General features: G+C 62.1%; 17 protein-coding genes, 2 tRNA genes and 1 riboswitch. Of the genes, 11 read left to right on the plus strand and 8 right to left on the minus strand.

From position 1 onward, the window contains the following. Positions 1-161 precede the first annotated feature (161 nt). On the plus strand, positions 162-1,334 hold the full coding sequence (locus tag ACFWXH_RS11880) for a diguanylate cyclase (RefSeq protein ID WP_379120366.1): 1,173 nt from the start codon (positions 162-164) through the stop codon (positions 1,332-1,334). 142 nt (positions 1,335-1,476) lie between these two features. On the opposite strand, the gene gcvP is transcribed toward ACFWXH_RS11880, so the two are convergent. From gcvP to ald, 4 genes are all read right to left on the minus strand, one after another. After that, positions 1,477-4,290, minus strand: coding sequence for an aminomethyl-transferring glycine dehydrogenase (gene gcvP / locus ACFWXH_RS11885; RefSeq protein WP_379120369.1), 2,814 nt, complete (start codon positions 4,288-4,290; stop codon positions 1,477-1,479). Between the two features lie 15 nt (positions 4,291-4,305). Continuing rightward, complete coding sequence (gene gcvH, locus ACFWXH_RS11890; RefSeq protein WP_379120371.1) at positions 4,306-4,674, minus strand: glycine cleavage system protein GcvH; 369 nt, start codon at positions 4,672-4,674, stop codon at positions 4,306-4,308. Positions 4,675-4,682: 8 nt separating this feature from the next. Beyond that, the gene (gene gcvT, locus ACFWXH_RS11895; protein WP_379120374.1) at positions 4,683-5,783 is read right to left on the minus strand and encodes a glycine cleavage system aminomethyltransferase GcvT; all 1,101 of its coding nucleotides are present in this window, start codon (positions 5,781-5,783) and stop codon (positions 4,683-4,685) included. Between the two features lie 155 nt (positions 5,784-5,938). Next, positions 5,939-6,025, minus strand: a riboswitch (glycine riboswitch). 210 nt (positions 6,026-6,235) lie between these two features. After that, positions 6,236-7,351, minus strand: coding sequence for an alanine dehydrogenase (gene ald / locus ACFWXH_RS11900; RefSeq protein ID WP_054311121.1), 1,116 nt, complete (start codon positions 7,349-7,351; stop codon positions 6,236-6,238). Between the two features lie 159 nt (positions 7,352-7,510). Here ald and ACFWXH_RS11905 point away from each other — a divergent pair, with 159 nt between their 5' ends. Beyond that, positions 7,511-7,984, plus strand: a complete 474-nt coding sequence (locus ACFWXH_RS11905; RefSeq protein WP_024924815.1) for an Lrp/AsnC family transcriptional regulator — start codon at positions 7,511-7,513, stop codon at positions 7,982-7,984. A gap of 97 nt (positions 7,985-8,081) precedes the next feature. Next, complete coding sequence (locus tag ACFWXH_RS11910) at positions 8,082-9,344, plus strand: NAD(P)/FAD-dependent oxidoreductase (RefSeq protein ID WP_379120377.1); 1,263 nt, start codon at positions 8,082-8,084, stop codon at positions 9,342-9,344. On the opposite strand, the gene ACFWXH_RS11915 is transcribed toward ACFWXH_RS11910, so the two are convergent. Further along, positions 9,319-9,978, minus strand: a complete 660-nt coding sequence (locus ACFWXH_RS11915; RefSeq protein WP_379120379.1) for a 5-formyltetrahydrofolate cyclo-ligase — start codon at positions 9,976-9,978, stop codon at positions 9,319-9,321. The genes ACFWXH_RS11910 and ACFWXH_RS11915 overlap by 26 nt on opposite strands. 35 nt (positions 9,979-10,013) lie before the next feature. Beyond that, complete coding sequence (locus ACFWXH_RS11920; protein ID WP_379120381.1) at positions 10,014-10,196, minus strand: hypothetical protein; 183 nt, start codon at positions 10,194-10,196, stop codon at positions 10,014-10,016. Here ACFWXH_RS11920 and ACFWXH_RS11925 point away from each other — a divergent pair. Next, entirely contained in the window at positions 10,195-12,174 is a 1,980-nt protein-coding gene (locus tag ACFWXH_RS11925) for a bifunctional 2',3'-cyclic-nucleotide 2'-phosphodiesterase/3'-nucleotidase (protein ID WP_379120383.1), read from the plus strand. The two genes, ACFWXH_RS11920 and ACFWXH_RS11925, sit on opposite strands and share 2 nt — an antisense overlap. Before the next feature lie 56 nt (positions 12,175-12,230). Here the strand turns inward: ACFWXH_RS11925 and ACFWXH_RS11930 are convergent, their stop codons facing one another. After that, complete coding sequence (locus ACFWXH_RS11930) at positions 12,231-13,487, minus strand: class I SAM-dependent methyltransferase (protein ID WP_379120386.1); 1,257 nt, start codon at positions 13,485-13,487, stop codon at positions 12,231-12,233. Positions 13,488-13,780: 293 nt separating this feature from the next. Here ACFWXH_RS11930 and ACFWXH_RS11935 point away from each other — a divergent pair, with 293 nt between their 5' ends. After that, positions 13,781-13,909, plus strand: coding sequence for a hypothetical protein (locus tag ACFWXH_RS11935; RefSeq protein WP_280138630.1), 129 nt, complete (start codon positions 13,781-13,783; stop codon positions 13,907-13,909). Positions 13,910-14,038: 129 nt separating this feature from the next. After that, complete coding sequence (locus ACFWXH_RS11940) at positions 14,039-14,329, plus strand: Dabb family protein (RefSeq protein ID WP_379120389.1); 291 nt, start codon at positions 14,039-14,041, stop codon at positions 14,327-14,329. Positions 14,330-14,473: 144 nt separating this feature from the next. Here ACFWXH_RS11940 and ACFWXH_RS11945 read toward each other — a convergent pair. Next, positions 14,474-14,548: transfer RNA gene (locus ACFWXH_RS11945), tRNA-Asn, on the minus strand. A gap of 203 nt (positions 14,549-14,751) precedes the next feature. Between ACFWXH_RS11945 and ACFWXH_RS11950 the strand changes: the two genes are divergently transcribed. The 5 genes from ACFWXH_RS11950 (at position 14,752) to ACFWXH_RS11970 (ending at position 18,526) form a co-directional block, all read left to right on the plus strand. After that, on the plus strand, positions 14,752-15,009 hold the full coding sequence (locus ACFWXH_RS11950; RefSeq protein ID WP_054311237.1) for a hypothetical protein: 258 nt from the start codon (positions 14,752-14,754) through the stop codon (positions 15,007-15,009). Between the two features lie 176 nt (positions 15,010-15,185). Continuing rightward, a tRNA-Cys gene (locus ACFWXH_RS11955) sits at positions 15,186-15,259 on the plus strand. Positions 15,260-15,342: 83 nt separating this feature from the next. Then, positions 15,343-16,011, plus strand: a complete 669-nt coding sequence (locus ACFWXH_RS11960; protein ID WP_379120391.1) for a protein-L-isoaspartate O-methyltransferase — start codon at positions 15,343-15,345, stop codon at positions 16,009-16,011. 175 nt (positions 16,012-16,186) lie between these two features. Beyond that, the gene (locus ACFWXH_RS11965) at positions 16,187-17,566 is read left to right on the plus strand and encodes a TolC family outer membrane protein (protein WP_379120393.1); all 1,380 of its coding nucleotides are present in this window, start codon (positions 16,187-16,189) and stop codon (positions 17,564-17,566) included. Between the two features lie 192 nt (positions 17,567-17,758). Further along, positions 17,759-18,526, plus strand: coding sequence for a PopZ family protein (locus ACFWXH_RS11970; protein WP_379120395.1), 768 nt, complete (start codon positions 17,759-17,761; stop codon positions 18,524-18,526). Positions 18,527-18,572: the final 46 nt, after the last annotated feature.

Raw genomic sequence — 18,572 nt, forward strand, 5'->3', positions numbered from 1 at the left:
CAGTTCGTGTTCCGTTCATGGCTTGCGAGTGCTCCTACTCCGAATGGAGACGTCTCGTAAACCATCTGGCGACTTTCTCCTGAGCGTTCGAGCCAGGTTGCCGCAAAATGGGCGATAATAGCGTACAGCGTACGCTGTTGCGATAGCGGGGAAGCGAAACAATGCTGGACTATCAGTCCTTGCTGCTGGCGGCGGCATTGTCCGGCACATGTCTTAGTGTGACGATGCTGGTCATCTGGACCGCAATGCGCCAGAGCCGCTATTTCCTCACAGCTTCCATCGGCTTGATCGTCGTCGCGGCGCACGTCATTGCCTTCTGGCGCTATACCAACAACCCCCAGCCCTGGGTGGGGGCGCTGCTGCTCGGATTGCTGCCGAGCGGCTTCGCGCTGATCCTGGTCGCGGCCGGCCAGTTCTATGGCCACATCCATATTGCGCGGAAGGTGCTGGCCGTCGTGGCCACTTCAATCCTCTCAACCACATTCCTGATGATGGTCGGCCTCGATGGCGTGGCGTTCATGGTGGAATATGCCTTTGCAACCATGCTCCTTCTCTGGATCGGCTGGGTTTTCTGGCAGACTCGTGCCGAGTTTCCAGCGCTGATCACCCTGATGACCGTGCTGTTTGCAATCTGCGCCACCTCGTTCGCCCTGTGTGGTCTTGTGCTTTTGTTGGACGGTAGCTGGGTGCTGGGCAAGGCCCCTGACAATTGGGCCGAGCGCGTCAACATCATCGTTTCGGTGGCGTGTTTGACTGCGCTCGGCGCGCTGCCGATGACCATGCACAATCTGCGGGTAGCCGCCCGGCACCGCAGCGAGGCGCTGACCGACCCTCTGACCGGCCTGCAGAACCGTCGCGCCTTGGTGGATGGCTATCCCGACAAGGCATTCGGTGAGGACCTGGCGGTCGTGATGTTCGATCTCGACCATTTCAAGAATACCAACGATGCCTATGGTCATTCGGCCGGCGATGAGGTGCTGAGGTGCTTCGCAGATGTCATCAGGGCGAATGTGCGTGCCGGCGACAGCGCGTTCCGCCTTGGCGGCGAAGAGTTCGCGCTCGTGATCGCACGTGTCGAGGGGAACTATGTCGAGGCGGCCGCCCGCAGCATACTGGCGGATTTCGCCGGACAGGAAATCCTTACGCAGGCCGGTGTATTGCAGTGTACCGTCAGCGCCGGCGTCGCCTTCGGGTCCATGCAGAAGGCTACTCTGAGCGAGATGCTGACCCGCGCCGACCGCGCGCTCTACCAGGCCAAGCGCGCGGGCCGCAACAGGGTGGTGGTCGATGGGTGGATTACGGAGCCGACGCGACGGCCGGCCTTGCGAGCCTAAACCCCACAACGACTTGCGAGGGCCTCGGTAGGCTGGATGCTGGAGCGTTTCCGTATTTTCGGAAAACGCTCCAGCTCTTTGTTTTTACGCAATTCCGGACGGAAACCGCTACGCACTTTTCCTGGAATTGCCAAAGGTCGCCTTATTCGGCCGCGCCGAGATATTCCGACAGCGGCGGGCAGGAGCAGACCAGGTTGCGGTCACCAGCGACATTGTCGATGCGCGATACCGGCGGCCAGTATTTGGCGGCAGTATCCGGATCGGCTGCAGGGTAGGCGGCTTCCATCCGCGAGTAAGGATGAGCCCAGTCGCCGGCGAGCGTCTCGGTTGCCGTGTGCGGCGCATTGACCAGAGGATTGTCTTCCTTCGGCCATTCGCCTTTAGCGACCTTGCCGGCCTCGTTGGCGATCGAGATCATCGCTTCGCAGAACCGGTCGAGCTCGTGCTTGGGCTCGGATTCGGTCGGCTCCACCATCAGCGTGCCAGCCACCGGCCAGGACATGGTCGGTGCATGGAAGCCGTAGTCGATGAGGCGCTTGGCGACGTCGTCGACGGTGATGCCGGCGCTGTCTTTCAGCACGCGGGTGTCGAGGATGCACTCATGCGCGACACGGCCGTTGGCGCCCTTGTAGAGCACCGGATAGTGTCCTTCGAGCCGCCTGGCGATGTAGTTGGCCGACAGGATGGCTGCCTCCGTCGCCTGCTTGAGACCTTGAGCACCCATCATGCGGATATACATCCAGGTGATCGGCAGGATCGACGCACTGCCATAAGGCGCCGCCGAAACCGGGAAGTCCGTGCCAAGGTCGATATGGCCGGGCAGGAACGGTGCCAGGTGCGACTTGACGCCGATAGGACCAACGCCGGGACCGCCGCCGCCATGTGGGATGCAGAAGGTCTTGTGCAGGTTCATGTGGCAGACGTCGCCCCCGATGTCGCCCGGACGGGCGAGACCGACCAGCGCATTGAGGTTGGCACCGTCGAGATAGACCTGCCCGCCATTGTCGTGGATGAGTTGGCAAAGCTCCTTCACGCCTTCTTCGAACACGCCATGCGTCGAAGGGTAGGTGATCATCAACGCAGCGAGGTTCGCGGCATGGGCGGCCACCTTGGCGCGCATGTCCTCCATGTCGATGTCGCCGCTTTCCATGCAGCGCACCACCACCACTTCCATGCCCGCCATCGCCGCGCTGGCCGGATTTGTGCCGTGCGCGGAGGAGGGAATGAGGCAGATATTGCGGTGCGATTCGCCGCGCGAAGCGTGATAGCGGCGGATTGCCAGCAGCCCGGCATATTCGCCCTGGCTGCCTGCGTTCGGCTGCAGCGATACGGCCTGGAAACCGGTGATTTCCGCCAGCCAGCGCTCGAGATCGTCCGTCATCGCCTTGTAGCCCTTCGAATGGGCCTTCGGCGCGAAGGGATGCATGTTGGCCACGCTCGGCCAACTGACCGGGATCATCTCGGCGGCCGCATTGAGCTTCATGGTGCAGGAGCCCAGCGGGATCATGGTGCGGTCGAGCGCCAGATCCTTGTCCGCCAGCTTGCGCAGGAAGCGCATCATGTCGGTCTCGGAGCGGTTCTGATGGAAAACCGGCTGCGACAGAAAACCCTTCATGGTGCGTGGCTTGCCGGGCAGGACACGTTCGGCCTTGTCGGAAACTGTAGCGCCGAACAGCGCGGCAATCGCCTGCAGGTCGGCCTCGGTCGAGGTCTCGTCGAAGCAGATGCCGACGAGGTCGTCGTTCACCATACGCAGCAGGCGTCCGTCGGCCTGGGCTTCCTTGGCTTTCGCCTTGGCTTGTCCCTTCAACTCGACGGTCACCGTGTCGAAGCGGTCGTTGCCCAGAACGGTGTGTCCCTTGGCCTTCAGGGCTGCGGCCAGCCGTGCCGTGAGGCCATGAACGTGGTCGGCGATGGCCTGCAGGCCTTCCGGACCGTGCCAGATGGCATAGGCTGTCGCCATGTTGGCCAGCAGCGCCTGCGCGGTGCAGATGTTGGAGGTCGCCTTGTCGCGGCGGATGTGCTGCTCGCGCGTCTGCAGGGCAAGGCGGAAGCCGGGCCGGCCCTTGGTGTCGACCGACTGGCCGACGAGACGGCCGGGCATCAGGCGCGTCAGCTTGTCCGAGACGGCACAGTAGGCGGCGTGCGGGCCGCCGAAGCCGATCGGGACGCCGAAGCGCTGCATGGAACCGACGGCAATGTCGGCGCCGAGGCTGGCTGGCGTGTCGCTGACGACGAGCGCCAGCGGGTCGGCAACGAAGATGACGACGGCGCCGGCCGCCTTGGCCTCGGCGATCTTGGCCGAATGATCGCCATAGACGCCGTAGGTGTCCGGCCAGGCGACGACGAGGGCCGCGGTGTTTTCGTCGATGGTCTCGCCATTGACTTCGATACCGAGCGGTTCGGCGCGGGTGACAACGACATCGCGGCTCTGCGGATGCAGCTTGCCTGCGAAGGCCACCTTGGTGCGCTTATCGCGGTGATGGCGAACTGCCATGCCGACCGCTTCGGCGAGCGCGGTGGCTTCGTCCAGCAGCGAGGCGGATGCCACCGGCAGGCCGGTCAGTTCCGTGACCAGCGTCTGGAAATTGAACAGCATCTCCAGGCGACCCTGGCTGATCTCGGCCTGATAGGGCGTATAGGCAGTGTACCAGGCGGGATTCTCGAACAGGTTGCGCAGGATCACCGGCGGCGTGTGCGTGCCGTGATAGCCGAGGCCGACGAAGCTTTTCAAAACGACGTTGGTCGACATCTTCTCGGCGAGTTCGGCCAGGGCTTCCGCCTCGGAAGCGGCGGCCGGCAGGTCGAGCGGACGGTCGAGCCGGATCGACTTCGGCACGGCCTGCGAGATCAGCGTTTCCACGGACGGCACGCCGATCGTCGCCAGCATGGAGCGGGCATCGGTTAAGCTCGGCCCGATATGCCGGGTCGAAAAGGGATAAGGAGCAGCGGTCATGGTTTCACGTCCTGCCTAGCCGATATGGGCTTTGTAGCCGGCTTCATCCAGAAGTCCGGCGAGCTGGCCTTCATCGGCGAGCTTCATCTTCCATAGCCAGCCGTCGGTGGCAGCGGCGGAATTGACCAGCGCCGGATCGCCCGACAGCGCGCCGTTCACTTCAGTGATCTCGCCATCGAGCGGCGCATAGACGTCCGAAGCCGCCTTGACCGACTCGACCACGACAGCGGTGTCACCCTTGGCGAGCTTGCGGCCGACTTCCGGCAGGTCGACGAACACCAGATCGCCGAGCTGTTCCTGCGCATAGTCGGTGATGCCGACGGTGGCGACGTTGCCGTCGACGTTCAGCCACTCGTGATCTTCGGTGAAATAGGTCTTGGCCATTTTGCAAATCATCCTTTGCGGTAACGGTGAGGCGTAAAGGGAAGGGCGCTGACTTCAACAGGAATCCTGGTTCCGCGAACATCGGCGAACAGCTTGGTGCCGGCCTTGGCCAGCGGAGTGGAAACGTAGCCCATGGCAACCGGATGGCCGGCCGAAGGGCCGAAACCGCCCGAGGTGACAGTGCCGGCCGGATTGCCGTCGGCGTCGAACAGAGCAGCACCGCCGCGCACCGGTTGGCGACCCTCCGGCTTCAGGCCCACGCGCTTCCGAGCCGCACCCTTTTCGACGATGGCACGTAGCGCATCGGCGCCGATGAAGGTTCCGGACGAGCGGATCTCCTTCGGCACCGCCCACATCAGGGCGCCGCTTGCCGGATCGGTATCCGGGCTGATGTCGTTGCCGTGCAGGCAAAGGCCTGCCTCGAGCCGCAGGCTGTCGCGCGCGGCAAGGCCGATCCACATGGCGCGCTCATCGGCCAGCAACTGAGCGACCAGTGCGCGCGCGTCCGCCTCCGGCAGGCCGATCTCGAAACCGTCTTCGCCAGTGTAGCCCGAGCGGCTCATGAACCAGTTCGGCCTGGGCTCAAAACCATGCATGAAGGTGAGCGAACTGCCATCGACACCGGCCTTTGCCAGAACTGCCTCGGCTTCCGGGCCTTGGATGGCTAGGAAGACACGGTCGAGCGGTTCGACCCTGGCGTCGAAATCCTTGGCGAGGGCCTTGAGATGCGCCTCATCGGCGATCGCGTTGCCGGCGTTGGCGACGACCATGAAGCGGTCGGCACCCAATCGGGTGACGATCAGGTCATCGAGTATGCCTGCCTCGTCGTTCAGGAAGAAGGTGAGCTTCGACTGCGAGACTTCGAGAGTCCCGGCGTCGATCGGGCAGGCACGGTTGAGCAGGGCAGCAGCGCCGGCACCGCTCACCGCAAACAGTTTCATATGCGAGATGTCGAACAGGCCGACATGCTCGCGCGTATGCTGGTGTTCCTTCATGACGCCGGCCGGATAGGTCAGCGGCATGGACCAGCCGGCAAAGGCACCGAATTTGGCGCCTGCGGCCTGATGCAGGTCTTCGAGTGGAAGGGTCTTGGTGGCGTCGCCCGTCATGTCTTCTCCAGAGCAGCACAATGATCGGCCGCTGGATGCGACCGCTCCGTGCCCCTCTGTCTGAAGCCTGAGAGACTCGCGCCCCGGAACCCTGTCGGAAGCGCTTACACCTTCGGCGCGAGGGTTTTGGTTGCCCTCGACTTTCCAGAGTGTCTTTCCCGTCTACGGTTCTTTTGCCTGAGAGATTTCGGGCGATTTCCCCTTCGGCGGCAGCTTTCGCTGCTCTCTCCCGCAAACAGGTGAGGCCTCTCACGAAGCCCCAGACGACTCATCCTTAGCTTGGCCGCGACGGATTGTCACCTCTCCGCGACAGATTTTGTCGAGGCTTGAAACATCTTCGAAGACCTTTGCACGGGAATGTGATTGCCCCAGCCTGCTTTGGCACGAAAAAAAGCCGCCGAAACGAAAGCGCTTCGGCGGCTTGGAAGGAGGGCGGCGTTCGCCGCTGGCCGTCAGGCGGCCAGGACGGCCTTGGGCTCGACCATCTCGTAGCCGAGCGCTTCGGCAACGGCCTTGTTGGTGATCCTGCCCTTGTGGACGTTTAGGCCGTTGCGCAGGTGGTGGTCGTCGACGATGGCTTTCAGGCCCTTGTCGGCGAGTTGCAGGCCGTAGTGCAAGGTGGCGTTGTTCAGCGCATGCGCGGAGGTGACCGGAACGGCACCAGGCATGTTGGCGACGCAATAGTGGATGATGTCGTCGACCACATAGGTCGGCTCGGCATGGGTGGTCGCATGTGAGGTCTCGAAGCAGCCGCCCTGGTCGATGGCGACGTCGACGAGCACTGCGCCCTTCTTCATGCCGGACAGCATTTCACGTGTCACCAGCTTGGGCGCCGCGGCACCCGGGATCAGAACGGCGCCGACGACGATGTCGGCCGAGAAGCATTCTTCCTCCAGCGCCTCGACGGTCGAGTAGCGCGTATGCACGCGGCCGCCGAAGATGTCGTCAAGATAGCGCAGGCGCGGGATCGACCGGTCGAGGATGGTTACATCGGCTCCGAGGCCTGCCGCCATCTTGGCCGCATGCAGGCCGACGACGCCACCGCCGATGACCGCGACCTTGCCAGGCAGCACGCCCGGCACGCCGCCGAGCAACACGCCGCGGCCGCCATTGGCCTTCTGCAGGGAGGTGGCGCCGGCCTGGATCGACAGGCGACCGGCGACTTCAGACATCGGCGCCAGCAGCGGCAGGCCGCCACGATCGTCGGTCACGGTCTCGTAGGCAACGGCGGTGACGCCCGAAGCCAGCAAGCCCTTGGTCTGTTCCGGATCAGGAGCGAGGTGGAGGTAGGTATAGAGGATCTGGCCTTCGCGCAGTTGCACCCATTCGTTCGGCTGCGGTTCCTTGACCTTCACGATCATGTCGGATTTGGCGAACACGTCCGCAGCCGTCTTGGCGATGGCGGCACCTGCGGCGCGATAGGCGTTGTCATCGGCACCGATGCCGGCGCCGGCGCCGGTCTCGACCAGCACTTCATGGCCGTGGGCGACATATTCACGAACCGAGCCCGGCGTCAGGCCGACCCGATATTCATGGTTCTTGATTTCCTTGGGGCAACCGACACGCATGTTGAGTGATCTCCTCTTGGCCCTGATGGACCTTCTCCCTGTAAGGAGAACAGTGAACCACCAATCGGGTTGCATGTGTTTGCGAATGCGCTTGCCGCCAGGATCTCAATTCGATAATTGTTGCGTAAAATAATCACTTTTTCGCAGGAATCGCGAAGAATGCCCTTAGACAAGATTGATATCGCCATTCTGGACACGCTTCAGAAGGATGGTCGCATACCCAATGCAGCGCTCGCCGAGCGGGTTGGCCTGTCGCAGTCGGCCTGTTCGCGCAGGCTCGACAATCTGGAGAAATCCGGCGCCATTCGCGGTTATCACGCGCGCCTGTCGAACGCTGCGCTTGGCCACCAGATGACGGCGATCGTGCATATATCGCTCTCCGGCCAGTTCGAGAAGACGCTGTCGGATTTCGAAACGGCGATCAAGCGCTGCCCGAACGTGCTCTCCTGCCATCTGATGTCGGGCGAATACGACTATATCCTGCGTATCGCCGCGCGTGACCTGGCCGACTACGAACGTATTCACAAGGAATGGCTGTCGGCCATGCCTCATGTGACCAAGATCAATTCTTCCTTCGCGCTGCGCGAAATCGTCGACCGAACGGCGATGGGGCTGAAGCCGGAAATGGCGTGATCGGCCGTTGGCCGGCAAAGTCGGTCTGAATATCAGTACCGCTTGAAATTACGCTCTTGCGCCCGCATGTTTGCTGCGATGCACAACGGGTGTTGCGATGAACAGCGAACCTCATCATGTGGTCGTGGTCGGCGCAGGTTTCGGCGGCCTGGAATTCGTCAGGGCGATAGCCAAGGCGCCGGTGCGCGTGACGCTGATCGACCAGCGCAACCATCATCTTTTCCAGCCGCTGCTCTATCAGGTCGCGACGACCTCATTGGCGACCTCCGAAGTCGCCTGGCCGATCCGGCATCTTGTCCGCAACGAGCAGGCGGTGACGACGCTGCTGGCGACGGTGAAGGGGATCGACAAGGATGCCAAGCGGGTCCTGCTGGCTGACGGCAGCGACGTTGCCTACGACACGCTGGTGCTGGCGACAGGGGCACGGCACGCCTATTTCGGCCATGACGAATGGGAAGAATTCGCGCCAGGGCTGAAGACGCTGGAAGATGCGACGACGATTCGCCGCCGCATGCTGCTGGCCTTCGAACGGGCCGAACGCGAAGCCGACGCGGCGATGCGTCAGGCCTTGCTCACCTTCGTCATCATCGGCGGTGGTCCGACCGGCGTCGAGCTTGCCGGCACGATCGCTGAACTGGCCCACGCCACGTTGCGCGGGGAATTCCGCAACATCGATACCCGCGATACCAAGGTTGTCCTGATCGAAGCCGGTGACCGCATCCTGCCGGTGTTCCGGCCCGATCTCTCAGCCTATGCCAAATCCGCACTGGAGCGGCTCGGCGTGACTGTCGAGCTTGGTCGCCCGGTATCGGCGTGTGACGCCGAGGGCGTCGTTTTCGGCGACCAGCGGCTGGCAGCGCGTACCATCATCTGGGCGGCCGGCGTCGCGGCTTCGCCGGCGGCGCAATGGCTGGGCGCGGAGGCCGACAGGGCGGGCAGGGCGGTCGTCGAGGACGACCTGACCGTGCCAGGACATCCGGAGATCTTCGTCGTCGGCGACACGGCATTGGCCAAACGCGGAGACGGCCGTCCCGTGCCCGGCATCGCTCCAGCCGCCAAGCAGGCCGGGCGCCATGTCGCCGTCACGCTCAAATCGCGGCTGGCCGGCGACAACGCAAGACGGCCATTCGTCTACAAGCACCAGGGCGATCTCGCCACGATCGGAAAGCGGGCGGCAGTGATCGATTTCGGCCGCTTCAGTGTTACCGGCTGGCTGGCCTGGTGGTTGTGGGGCCTCGCCCACATCTTCTTCCTGATCGGCCTGCGGAACCGGATAGCGGTGGCGCTGAGCTGGCTCTGGATCTACACGACCGGCCAGCGCAGCGCGCGGCTGATCACGCAGGGCCGCCAGTCTCCGTAACCACCGCATCCATTGGGATGTCGTGCGGCTGTGGGTAGATGGTCGGGATGCGCTGCATGTCGTAGCCAATGCCGATCACCAGCGGCTTGCGCGGCAGCGAGGCAAGCGTGCGGTCGAAGAAGCCGCCGCCATAGCCCAGCCGGTATTTGTTCGGATCGATGCCCACGATCGGCGAGATGACGACATCAGGAACAACCGGATCGCCTTCGGCCGGGATCGGGATGTTCCAGACGCCACGTTCCAGCCTGTCGCCATGCCTGTAGGCGCGGAAGATCAGCGGCTGGCCTTTTTCGACGACGATGGGCAGCGCGGTGCGGCCGCCACGTTCGTTCACGCTCTCCATCCAGCCGCGCAGGTCCGGTTCGCCGCGGAACGGCCAGTAAAGGCTGACCATTTTGCCGGCAACATTGCCGATCACGGCATCGAGACCTTCGGCGATGCGCTTTGCCATTTCGGTGCGGGTATCGGCCGAGATGGCGAGCCGCGCTGCAATCAGCCTTTCGCGTTCGGCTTTGCGCCAACGCCGCACGTCGCTCCAGTCGGCAAGCGGTTGCTGGAAGGCCGGGTCGAGCTCGTGCATGAAACAGGGCGGCGATGCGTATTGCGCCGGTGTCGTATCGTCATTGTCGCTCATGCCGATCTCTCTGTGTCGATCGTTCCACCACAAGCCTATGCCTGCGGGTTCTCGCAAGTTTGTCGTATCACGACATAACCGGGGTCGAGGAGGTCGTATTTCTCGGCCTTTCGTAGCATGAACGTCATGGGAGCCTGCTGGACTTGCGCCGCTTTTGGCGCAAGATTTGAGCCGGGCGACAGGGTAGCAGAACGCAACGCAAAGAGATCATCCATCATGTCCGAACCGCTCCTGCCGATGTCCCGCCGCGCGCTGCTTCAGGGGGCAGCCGCAACCGGAGCGCTGATCATGCTGCACCCCTTTTCGGCACACGCTGCGGCCAACCAGGCGCATCTCAGGATCATGGAGACGACCGACATCCATGTGAACCTGTTGCCTTATGACTATTACGCCGACAAGGCGAACGACACGCTCGGCCTGTCGCGCACCGCCGCGCTGATCGACGCCGTGCGCAAGGAAGCCGTCAATTCGATGCTGGTCGACAATGGCGACCTGCTGCAAGGCAGTCCGATGGGCGACTTCGTCGCCTATGAGCGAGGCATGAAAGAGGGTGACGTCCATCCCGTCATGAAAGGCATGAACCTGCTGAACTACGCCTGCTCGACGCTGGGCAACCATGAGTTCAACTACGGGCTTTCCTTCCTCGACAAGGTGCTGGCAGGAGCCGATTTTCCCTTTGTCTGCGCCAACCTGATCCGAGGCACCGAAAAGGCCGCCAACCCGCGCGACGACAAGCTTTATCTCAAGCCGTATCTGATCCTCGACAAAACGCTGAAAGACGGGGCAGGAGCCGAACATCCGATCAAGATCGGCGTGATCGGGTTCGTACCGCCGCAGATCCTGGTGTGGGATGCCAAGAATCTCGCCGGCAACGTGGTGACGCGCGACATCGTCGAAGCGGCCAAAGCCTGGGTGCCGCAGATGAAGGAGGAGGGCGCCGATATCGTCATCGCGCTTTCTCATTCCGGTATCGACATCAAGCAGGCCGAGATGATGGAGAACGCTTCGTTCTTCCTGGCGGGCGTGGAGGGCATCGATGCCGTCTTCACCGGCCACCAGCATTTGGTTTTCCCCGGCAAGAAGGATTTTCAGCAACTCGCCGGCGTCGATGCCGAAAAGGGCACGCTGCAGGGCAAGCCTGCGGTGATGGCCGGTTTCTGGGGCTCGCATATGGGCCTGATCGACTTGTTGCTCGAGCGCGACGGCACCAAATGGCGCGTCGTCTCGTCGATTTCCGAAGCGCGGCCTATCTTCGAGCGCGTCGACAACAAGAACAAGGCGACCGTCGAGGACGTGAAGAGCGTGGTCGACGCGCTGAAGACTGATCACGAGGCGACGCTCGCTTACGTGCGCCGTCCGGTCGGCAAGACGTCTGCACCGCTTTATTCGTATTTCGCCCTGGTCGCCGACGATCCCTCCGTGCAGATCGTCAGCCAGGCGCAAAGCTGGTATCTGAAAGACATTCTCAAGAGCACGCAGTGGAAGGACCTGCCGCTGCTTTCGGCGGCGGCCCCTTTCAAGGCCGGCGGCCGTGGCGGCGCCGACTATTATACCGACGTGCCGGCAGGCGATATTGCCATCAAGAATGTCGCCGACCTTTATCTCTACCCGAATACGGTGCGCGCGGTGGAGATCACCGGTGCACAGGTGAAGGAGTGGCTGGAGATGTCGGCCGGCATCTTCAAGCACATCGAGCCAGGCAAGACCGACCAGCCGCTGATCAACACGGATTTCCCGTCCTACAATTTCGACGTGATCGACGGCGTCAGCTATCGGATCGACCTGTCGCAGCCGCCGAAATACGACGCAAAAGGCAATGTCTCCAATGCCGGCTCCAGCCGCATCAAGGACTTGATGTTCGATGGAAAGCCGATTGATCCGGCTCAGAAATTCGTCGTTGCCACCAACAATTATCGCGCCGGCGGCGGGGGCAATTTCCCCGAGATAAACGAAAGCAAGATCATCTATGAGGCACCCGATACCAACCGCGATGTGATCGTGCGCTACATCGTCGCCGAAGGCACCATCAACCCATCGGCCGACGCCAATTGGTCGTTCGTGCCGTTGCCGGAGACGAGTGTTGTGTTCGAGACGGGTGCTAAGGCCCGTGATTTCATCAGCCAGGTCAAGACGCTGAAGATCGAGCCGGCAGGCGAGGGTGACAACGGCTTCTCCAGATACCGCATCCTGTTGTGATCGCCTGACGGGAACAAAGCCACGGCCGCCATTGCAGGCGGCCATGGCTGGGCAACTCAGGCCTTGTAGATGACCTGGCGCACGTCGATATAGCTAGAGCGAAAGCCCGCCTCGCAGTAGTGCAGGTAGAATTCCCACAGTTTCTTGAAGCGGTCATCGAAGCCGAGCGGGACAATCCGCTCCCAGGACGCCCAGAAACGCTGGCGCCATTCCGCCAAGGTGCGCGCATAGTCCTGAGCAAAGACACGCTCAGCCAGATAGGCGAGGCCATGATCGGCGCCGAGCGATTTGAGGATCGTCGGCGTCGGCAGCATACCGCCCGGGAAGACATAGCGCTGGATGAAATCCGGCCGGACGCGATAGGTTTTGTATGCGGCCTCGTTGATGGTGATGATCTGGAAACCGGCAGTGCCGCCTGGCTTCAGGCACTCCTTCACCTTGCCGAAGAAGGTCGGCCAGTATTTTTCGCCAACCGCCTCGAACATCTCGATCGAAGCGATGCGGTCGTATTTGCCGGTTTCGTCGCGATAGTCCTGCAGCTTGATGTCGACCTTGTCGCCGAGACCGGCCCGTTGGATGCGCGCCCTGGCGAAATCATGCTGTTCGCGGCTGATGGTGAGGCCCGTGACGCGGCAGCCGATTTCACGGGCGGCGAACTCGGCAAAACCGCCCCAGCCGCAGCCGATTTCAAGAACATGGTCCTGCGTGCCGATGCCGATATCCTTGGCGAGCTCCCGGTACTTGGCAGCCTGAGCGCTTTCGAGATCATTGGCACCTGTCGAATAAAGCGCCGATGAATACGTCATGCTCGGGTCGAGCCATTTCTGGTAGAAGGCGTTGCCGAGGTCGTAATGTGCTGAGATGTTGCGTTTCGAGCCGGTGTGCGTGTTCTCGTTCAGCCAATGGCGGACGCGCTGCACGGTGTTGACGATCCAGCTGGCACCGCCAGCCACCTTTTCTCCGGTTTCGGTATTCACCACGAAGAGCTCCAGGAAGCTCGTCACGTCCGGGCTTTCCCAGTCACCATCCATATAGGATTCGGCGACCCCGATCGTGCCGCCGGTGAAGGCGCGGTTGGGCAGACGCCAGTTGTTGAGCACCAGTTCGGCATTCGGGCCTGGCGCCTTGCCTTCGACCAGCACGGCGCGGCCGTCGGGCATGCGAACCTTGAGCGAGCCACGCGGCATGGCCATTGCGGCCTTGAACACCATGCGCGCCTTGGCCGGCAGGCCCTTGACGATTTCGGTGAAGTTACGCTCATCGAGGCGGATGGCGTCCGTCATCGGCGTCGCGGTTCGGTGATTTTCATTCATAAAGTCCCCTCCTGTTCAGAAGCAATTCCCTCTGCCGCTCCTGATTGGACCCATCCGTTGCTGCGCCGTGCGTTGCGCGGCGCGGATTTCCTCTCCCGAAAACAACAAAACGGCGCGCCCGGCAGGGCCCGTCGCTTCGTGATGAATCCATTGATGATTTTCTATCGTGTCGCGGCGACTGGCAAGGGGCAGGCGCGGCGCCCGATTGGGGCAAAGAGCCGTCGCCTGGGAGCCATCGCAAGCGAGGGAACCAGGTTATGATTGTGGTAATCGAAATCGACTAGCGTACGCTCATGCGCCTCGTCATCTTCATCGCCGCGATTGCTTTCTTCCTGATCTGGGACGGCCTCTACAATGAGGGCCGCTACATGGATGCGGGAACGAAAGGCATCAGCCACGCGATTGCCTACATCACCGGTTGATCCAGACGATCGACCGGCTCGCCGCGACAACCTGCCGGTTGACGCCACTCTGCCGCTGGCCCAGAAGCTGCTGATCTCAAAGAATGCAGCACCCGCCTACCTTGCGGGCAAGGTGCCAGGGAGACTGGATTGATCCGGCACATCGTTTTCTTCAGCGTGCGGCCCGACGAAGATGTCGAAAAGGTTCGTACCGGCCTGCTTGCCCTGGGGCGGATCCCGCATTCGCGCCTGTTCGAGGTGACGCTCAACTCCAAGGTCGATCCGCTGTGCGACAAGATCGACATCGTCGTCTATGCCGAGTTCGAGGACGCTGCCGCGCTCGCGGCCTACAAGGCGCATCCGATCTATGCCGAAACGACCAGCAAGGTTCGTCCGATGCGCGAACTGCGCTTTTCGGCGGATGTCGTGGCTGCGGGGTAGGGATGGCGCTCCTCTGACGAGAAGGGGAGAAAGCGCTTTCACGTGTGGTTAGTGAGAACGGTGCTGATCGCCAAGACGAGGCGCTAAAAACTGCCGTTTGCCACGGGATGTCGCGCCGCTGTCTTCACCACGTGTTCTTTGAAATGGCTCCCCGGGCCGGATTCGAACCAGCGACCAACCGGTTAACAGCCGGTTGCTCTACCACTGAGCTACCGGGGAACAGGGCTCTCGTGTGAACGGGGGTGGCTATAGCGATCCTTTTCGGCTTTGCAAAGCGGGAATTCGTATTTTTTCGAAGGTTTTTCTGTGGCGCGTTCTCGCAATCGCCGCCTGATGCCATCATATCAGGCGCCGATGCCGGTAAACAGGGCGTTTGAGGCCTGGCCAGGCAAGGAGCAAGGATGAGCGGAGCGGTGCAAGGCATGAACGCAGACAGCGAGCCTCGCAAACGAAAACACAAGATTTCGGCGTTCGGGCGCGACTTCGCGTTGCCGCGTTCGCGTGCGTTGCGCATCGCCATCGGTGTGGCGTTCCTGTTTGGTGGTCTGCTTTGGTTCCTGCCGGTGCTGGGCCTGTGGATGTTGCCGGTCGGCTTCCTGGTGCTTTCCTACGAGTTCGCGGTGATTCGACGCCATCGCCGCCGTATCGTGGTGTGGTGGGAGCGCCGTCGGCGCTCGTAGGTGCCCCTCATCCGCGCAGTCTGGTGCTTTTCCATAGCCGTCGTCCCAGGCGATACGGCAGCCTTGGGGCGGCTGTTCAGAATAGGTTAGGGAATTGTTTCCAGAATGAAGCCTGTGTCCTTGACTGCCAAAACGGCCCAACCTATTGAAGCGCCGTGGAACGCCGGGAGCGATGAGGCCTCGTGGCGGAGTGGTTACGCAGAGGACTGCAAATCCTTGCACCCCGGTTCGATTCCGGGCGAGGCCTCCAATCCCAAGCCGGTGTCCTATGCCGGTGGGCGTTCTTGATGACTGTAGGCGCGGCACGTGCGCCGGAAGCGGGACGGTTGGAACATGAGCGCTGATTTCTCCGCACGCCGCGTGAAGATGGTCGATGGCCAACTGCGTACCACCGATGTGACGAACGCTTCGCTGCTCGACGCTTTCCTTGCCGTTCCGCGTGAGGCTTTTCTGCCTGCCAGCCAAAGCGATCTCGCCTACATCGATGAGGATATCCGCATCGGCGGCATTGCCGGTGATGCGCGCTACCTGATGGAGCCATCGCCCTTGGCCAAGCTGTTCCAGCTCGCGGGAATCAGTGCCGACGATACCGTTCTCGATGTCGGATGCGGTACCGGCTACTCCGCAGCAATCCTTTCCCGGGTGGCGAAGTCCGTCGTTGCTCTGGAAAGCGATTCGGGCCTGGCTGAAGCCGCACGTGCGACCCTGTCGTCGCTCGGCTACGACAACGTCACCGTTGTCGAGGGCGCATTGCGCGACGGCGCCCCTCAAAAGGGGCCGTACGATGTGATTTTTGTCGGCGGCAGCGTCGAGGAAGTGCCGCAGGCGCTTCTGGACCAGCTCGCCGAAGGCGGCCGACTCGTCGCCGTGGAAGGCCACGGCAATGCCGGTGTCGCACGTCTGTTTTTGAAGACTACTGGTATCGCGACCGGGCGGCGTGCATTTAATGCGGCAATAAAGCCACTACCGGGATTCGAACGTGTGCGTGTTTTCGAATTCTGAGAGATTTGCTCTTGCGGCTCGCGTCGCGGCATGATGGCTTGTGTTAACAGATCGTTGCCGGTGGTTCGGATTTGGGGAGACGGGCTAACGGCAGGGAACACAAACACGCGATGACGGTTGCCAAAATGACGGCAGCCGTTCTTGCGTGGTTTCCAATGAAGAATGAGGATTTGCCGTGCATTCTGTGAACAAGAGTTTCCTCGCTATTCTACTTGCTTCGGTGACCGCGCTTTCTCCCGCCGCGGCATCTGCCGAAACTATTCTCGGCGCACTGTCCAAAGCCTATCAGAACAACTCGACGCTGAATTCAACGCGCGCCGGTGTGCGGGTGACCGATGAAGGCGTGGCGATTGCCAAGTCGGGCTGGCGCCCGACCATCACCGGTTCGGCCAGCATCGACTATTCGAGCACGCGCGGAAACAATGCCGGTCGCCTGACGACCGGCAATTTCGGCGTGCAGATCAATCAGACCCTGTTCGACGGCTTCCAGACCAAGAACAATGTGGCTGCAGCGGAAGCGCAGGTGCGGGCTTCCCAGGAAGGGCTGAACAATCAGCAGAATGCCACGCTCTTCGCGGCTGCCCAGGCTTATATGAACGTCATCCACGACCGTCAGGTCGCGAGACTGACGGAGCAGAACCTGAAGGCCTTGACCGAGCAGGTACGCGCCGCGCGGTCGCGTTTCGAAGTGGGCGAGGGCACTCGCACCGACGTTGCGCAGGCGGAAGCTCAGCGCTCGACCGCGCAGGCGCAGTTGAGCGCTGCGCAAGCCCAGGCGCTGGCCAGCGCGGGTGTCTATCGCCAGATCATCGGTGATCAGCCAGGCAAGCTGAAAGCGCCGTCGCCGCTGGGCAAACTTTTGCCGTCGAACATCGAAAATGCGATCGCGGCGGCCAACAACGAGAATCCGGCCATCCTGGCTAACCAGCATCTGGTCGATTCCTCCGGTTTTGGCGTCAAGGCCGCCGAGGGTGCTCTGCTGCCGACACTGAGTGCCAATGCTGGAATTTCCAGGCAGTATAGGGATGCGTCGCCCGGCAGCATCCTGAGCCCGGACGGTTCGTCAACCTCCGCCAGCGTCGGTGCGACGCTCTCGGTGCCGATCTATTCGGGTGGCCGCACATCGGCCCAGGTCCGTCAGTCGAAGGAGCGGCTTGGCCAGGCCCGTATCGAGGTCGACGTGGCGCGCGATCAGGTTCGCAATGCTGTGGTCGCGGCGTGGACTGCCTATCAGGCTGCCCGGGAGAATGTCGACGCCAACCGCGCTTCCATCGCGGCCGCGCAACTGGCGCTGAACGGTGTGATCGAGGAGCGCAATGTCGGCCAGCAGACCACGCTGGACGTCCTGAACGCGCAGAACGTGGTTTTCAGCGCGCAGATCAATCTGGCCGCTTCCGAGCGCGATGTCGTCATTGCCAGCTACGGCATTCTGCAAGCGATGGGCCGGCTCACCGTCGAGCGCCTTGGATTGCGGGTGGCGAAGTACAATCCGGAAGAGCACTACAAAGCCGTCAAGGACAAGTGGTACGGCCTGCGCACGCCGGACGGTCGCTAACCTCTCTCGATCCGTTGAATTTGACAGCCCCGCAAAGCGGGGCTGTTTTATTTTCTAATCTGTTGAAACCGCCCAAGTCCCCAGTTTGGGGATTCTCCGATTGCAATCGGTCGGTTACGCTTGACGCATGATTCGAACCGGCCTTGGTGCCGGGCGAAAATGCAACAGGTTTCCAGGGCGGCGAATGTGACAATGGCCACGGCAGCAAGCAGCGCGCAACGCGAACCCTCGATGGAAGAGATCCTGGCTTCCATCCGCAGGATCATCGAAGACAGCGACACAGGCCGCAAAAGCACGATTGAGACGGTCGAGACGCGGCAGGACGATGAAACGGCGACAACGCAGCCCACAGCTGTCGAGGCGCCTGAAGTCGATGCATTCCGCAGCGAGTTGCATGCGGAAACACCGAACAAGCCGGTCAGCCTGGCTGAAGTTCAGGCACAGCTTGCCGCCGAAGCGCCTGAGCCTCGCCCGGCAGCGTCCGTGATCACGCTGGCTGAAATCGGTACGATGACAGCTTCCGAACGGTCCACGCCGCAGCCGGTTGCCGACAGGGAAGAGGCTGCAGGCCAGCTTCGAGCCGCCTGGCCACGCGAGGTCGAGATTGTTTCCGGTACAAGAGCCGACGAAGCCTTGGAGCCGGAAGATACCGTTTTCGCAACGCAATCTGGCAATGTCGATGCCATCCGTGAGCAGGCTGAATTCGGGGTGCAGCGTGCAGCGGCGGTTGAAACCGCAGCGCTGCGGCCTTCCCTGATTTCCGAACACACCAGCCGTCAGGTTGCTGCTTCCTTCGAAGAATTGTCGGAAGCTTTCGCCGGGCGAGCCAAGAAGACCTTCGACGACATGGCTGCCGAGATGCTGCGCCCGATGCTTCAGGACTGGCTAGACAACAATTTGCCGACGCTGGTCGAGCGCCTCGTGCGTGAAGAAATCGAACGCGTCGCGCGAGGCTCCTGACACCGAGCTTTCTATCGTAAGGCATGAAAGCCGCTTCAAGCACATC

It is taken from the genome of Mesorhizobium sp. NPDC059054, from assembly GCF_042739215.1.
GTDB lineage: Bacteria > Pseudomonadota > Alphaproteobacteria > Rhizobiales > Rhizobiaceae > Mesorhizobium.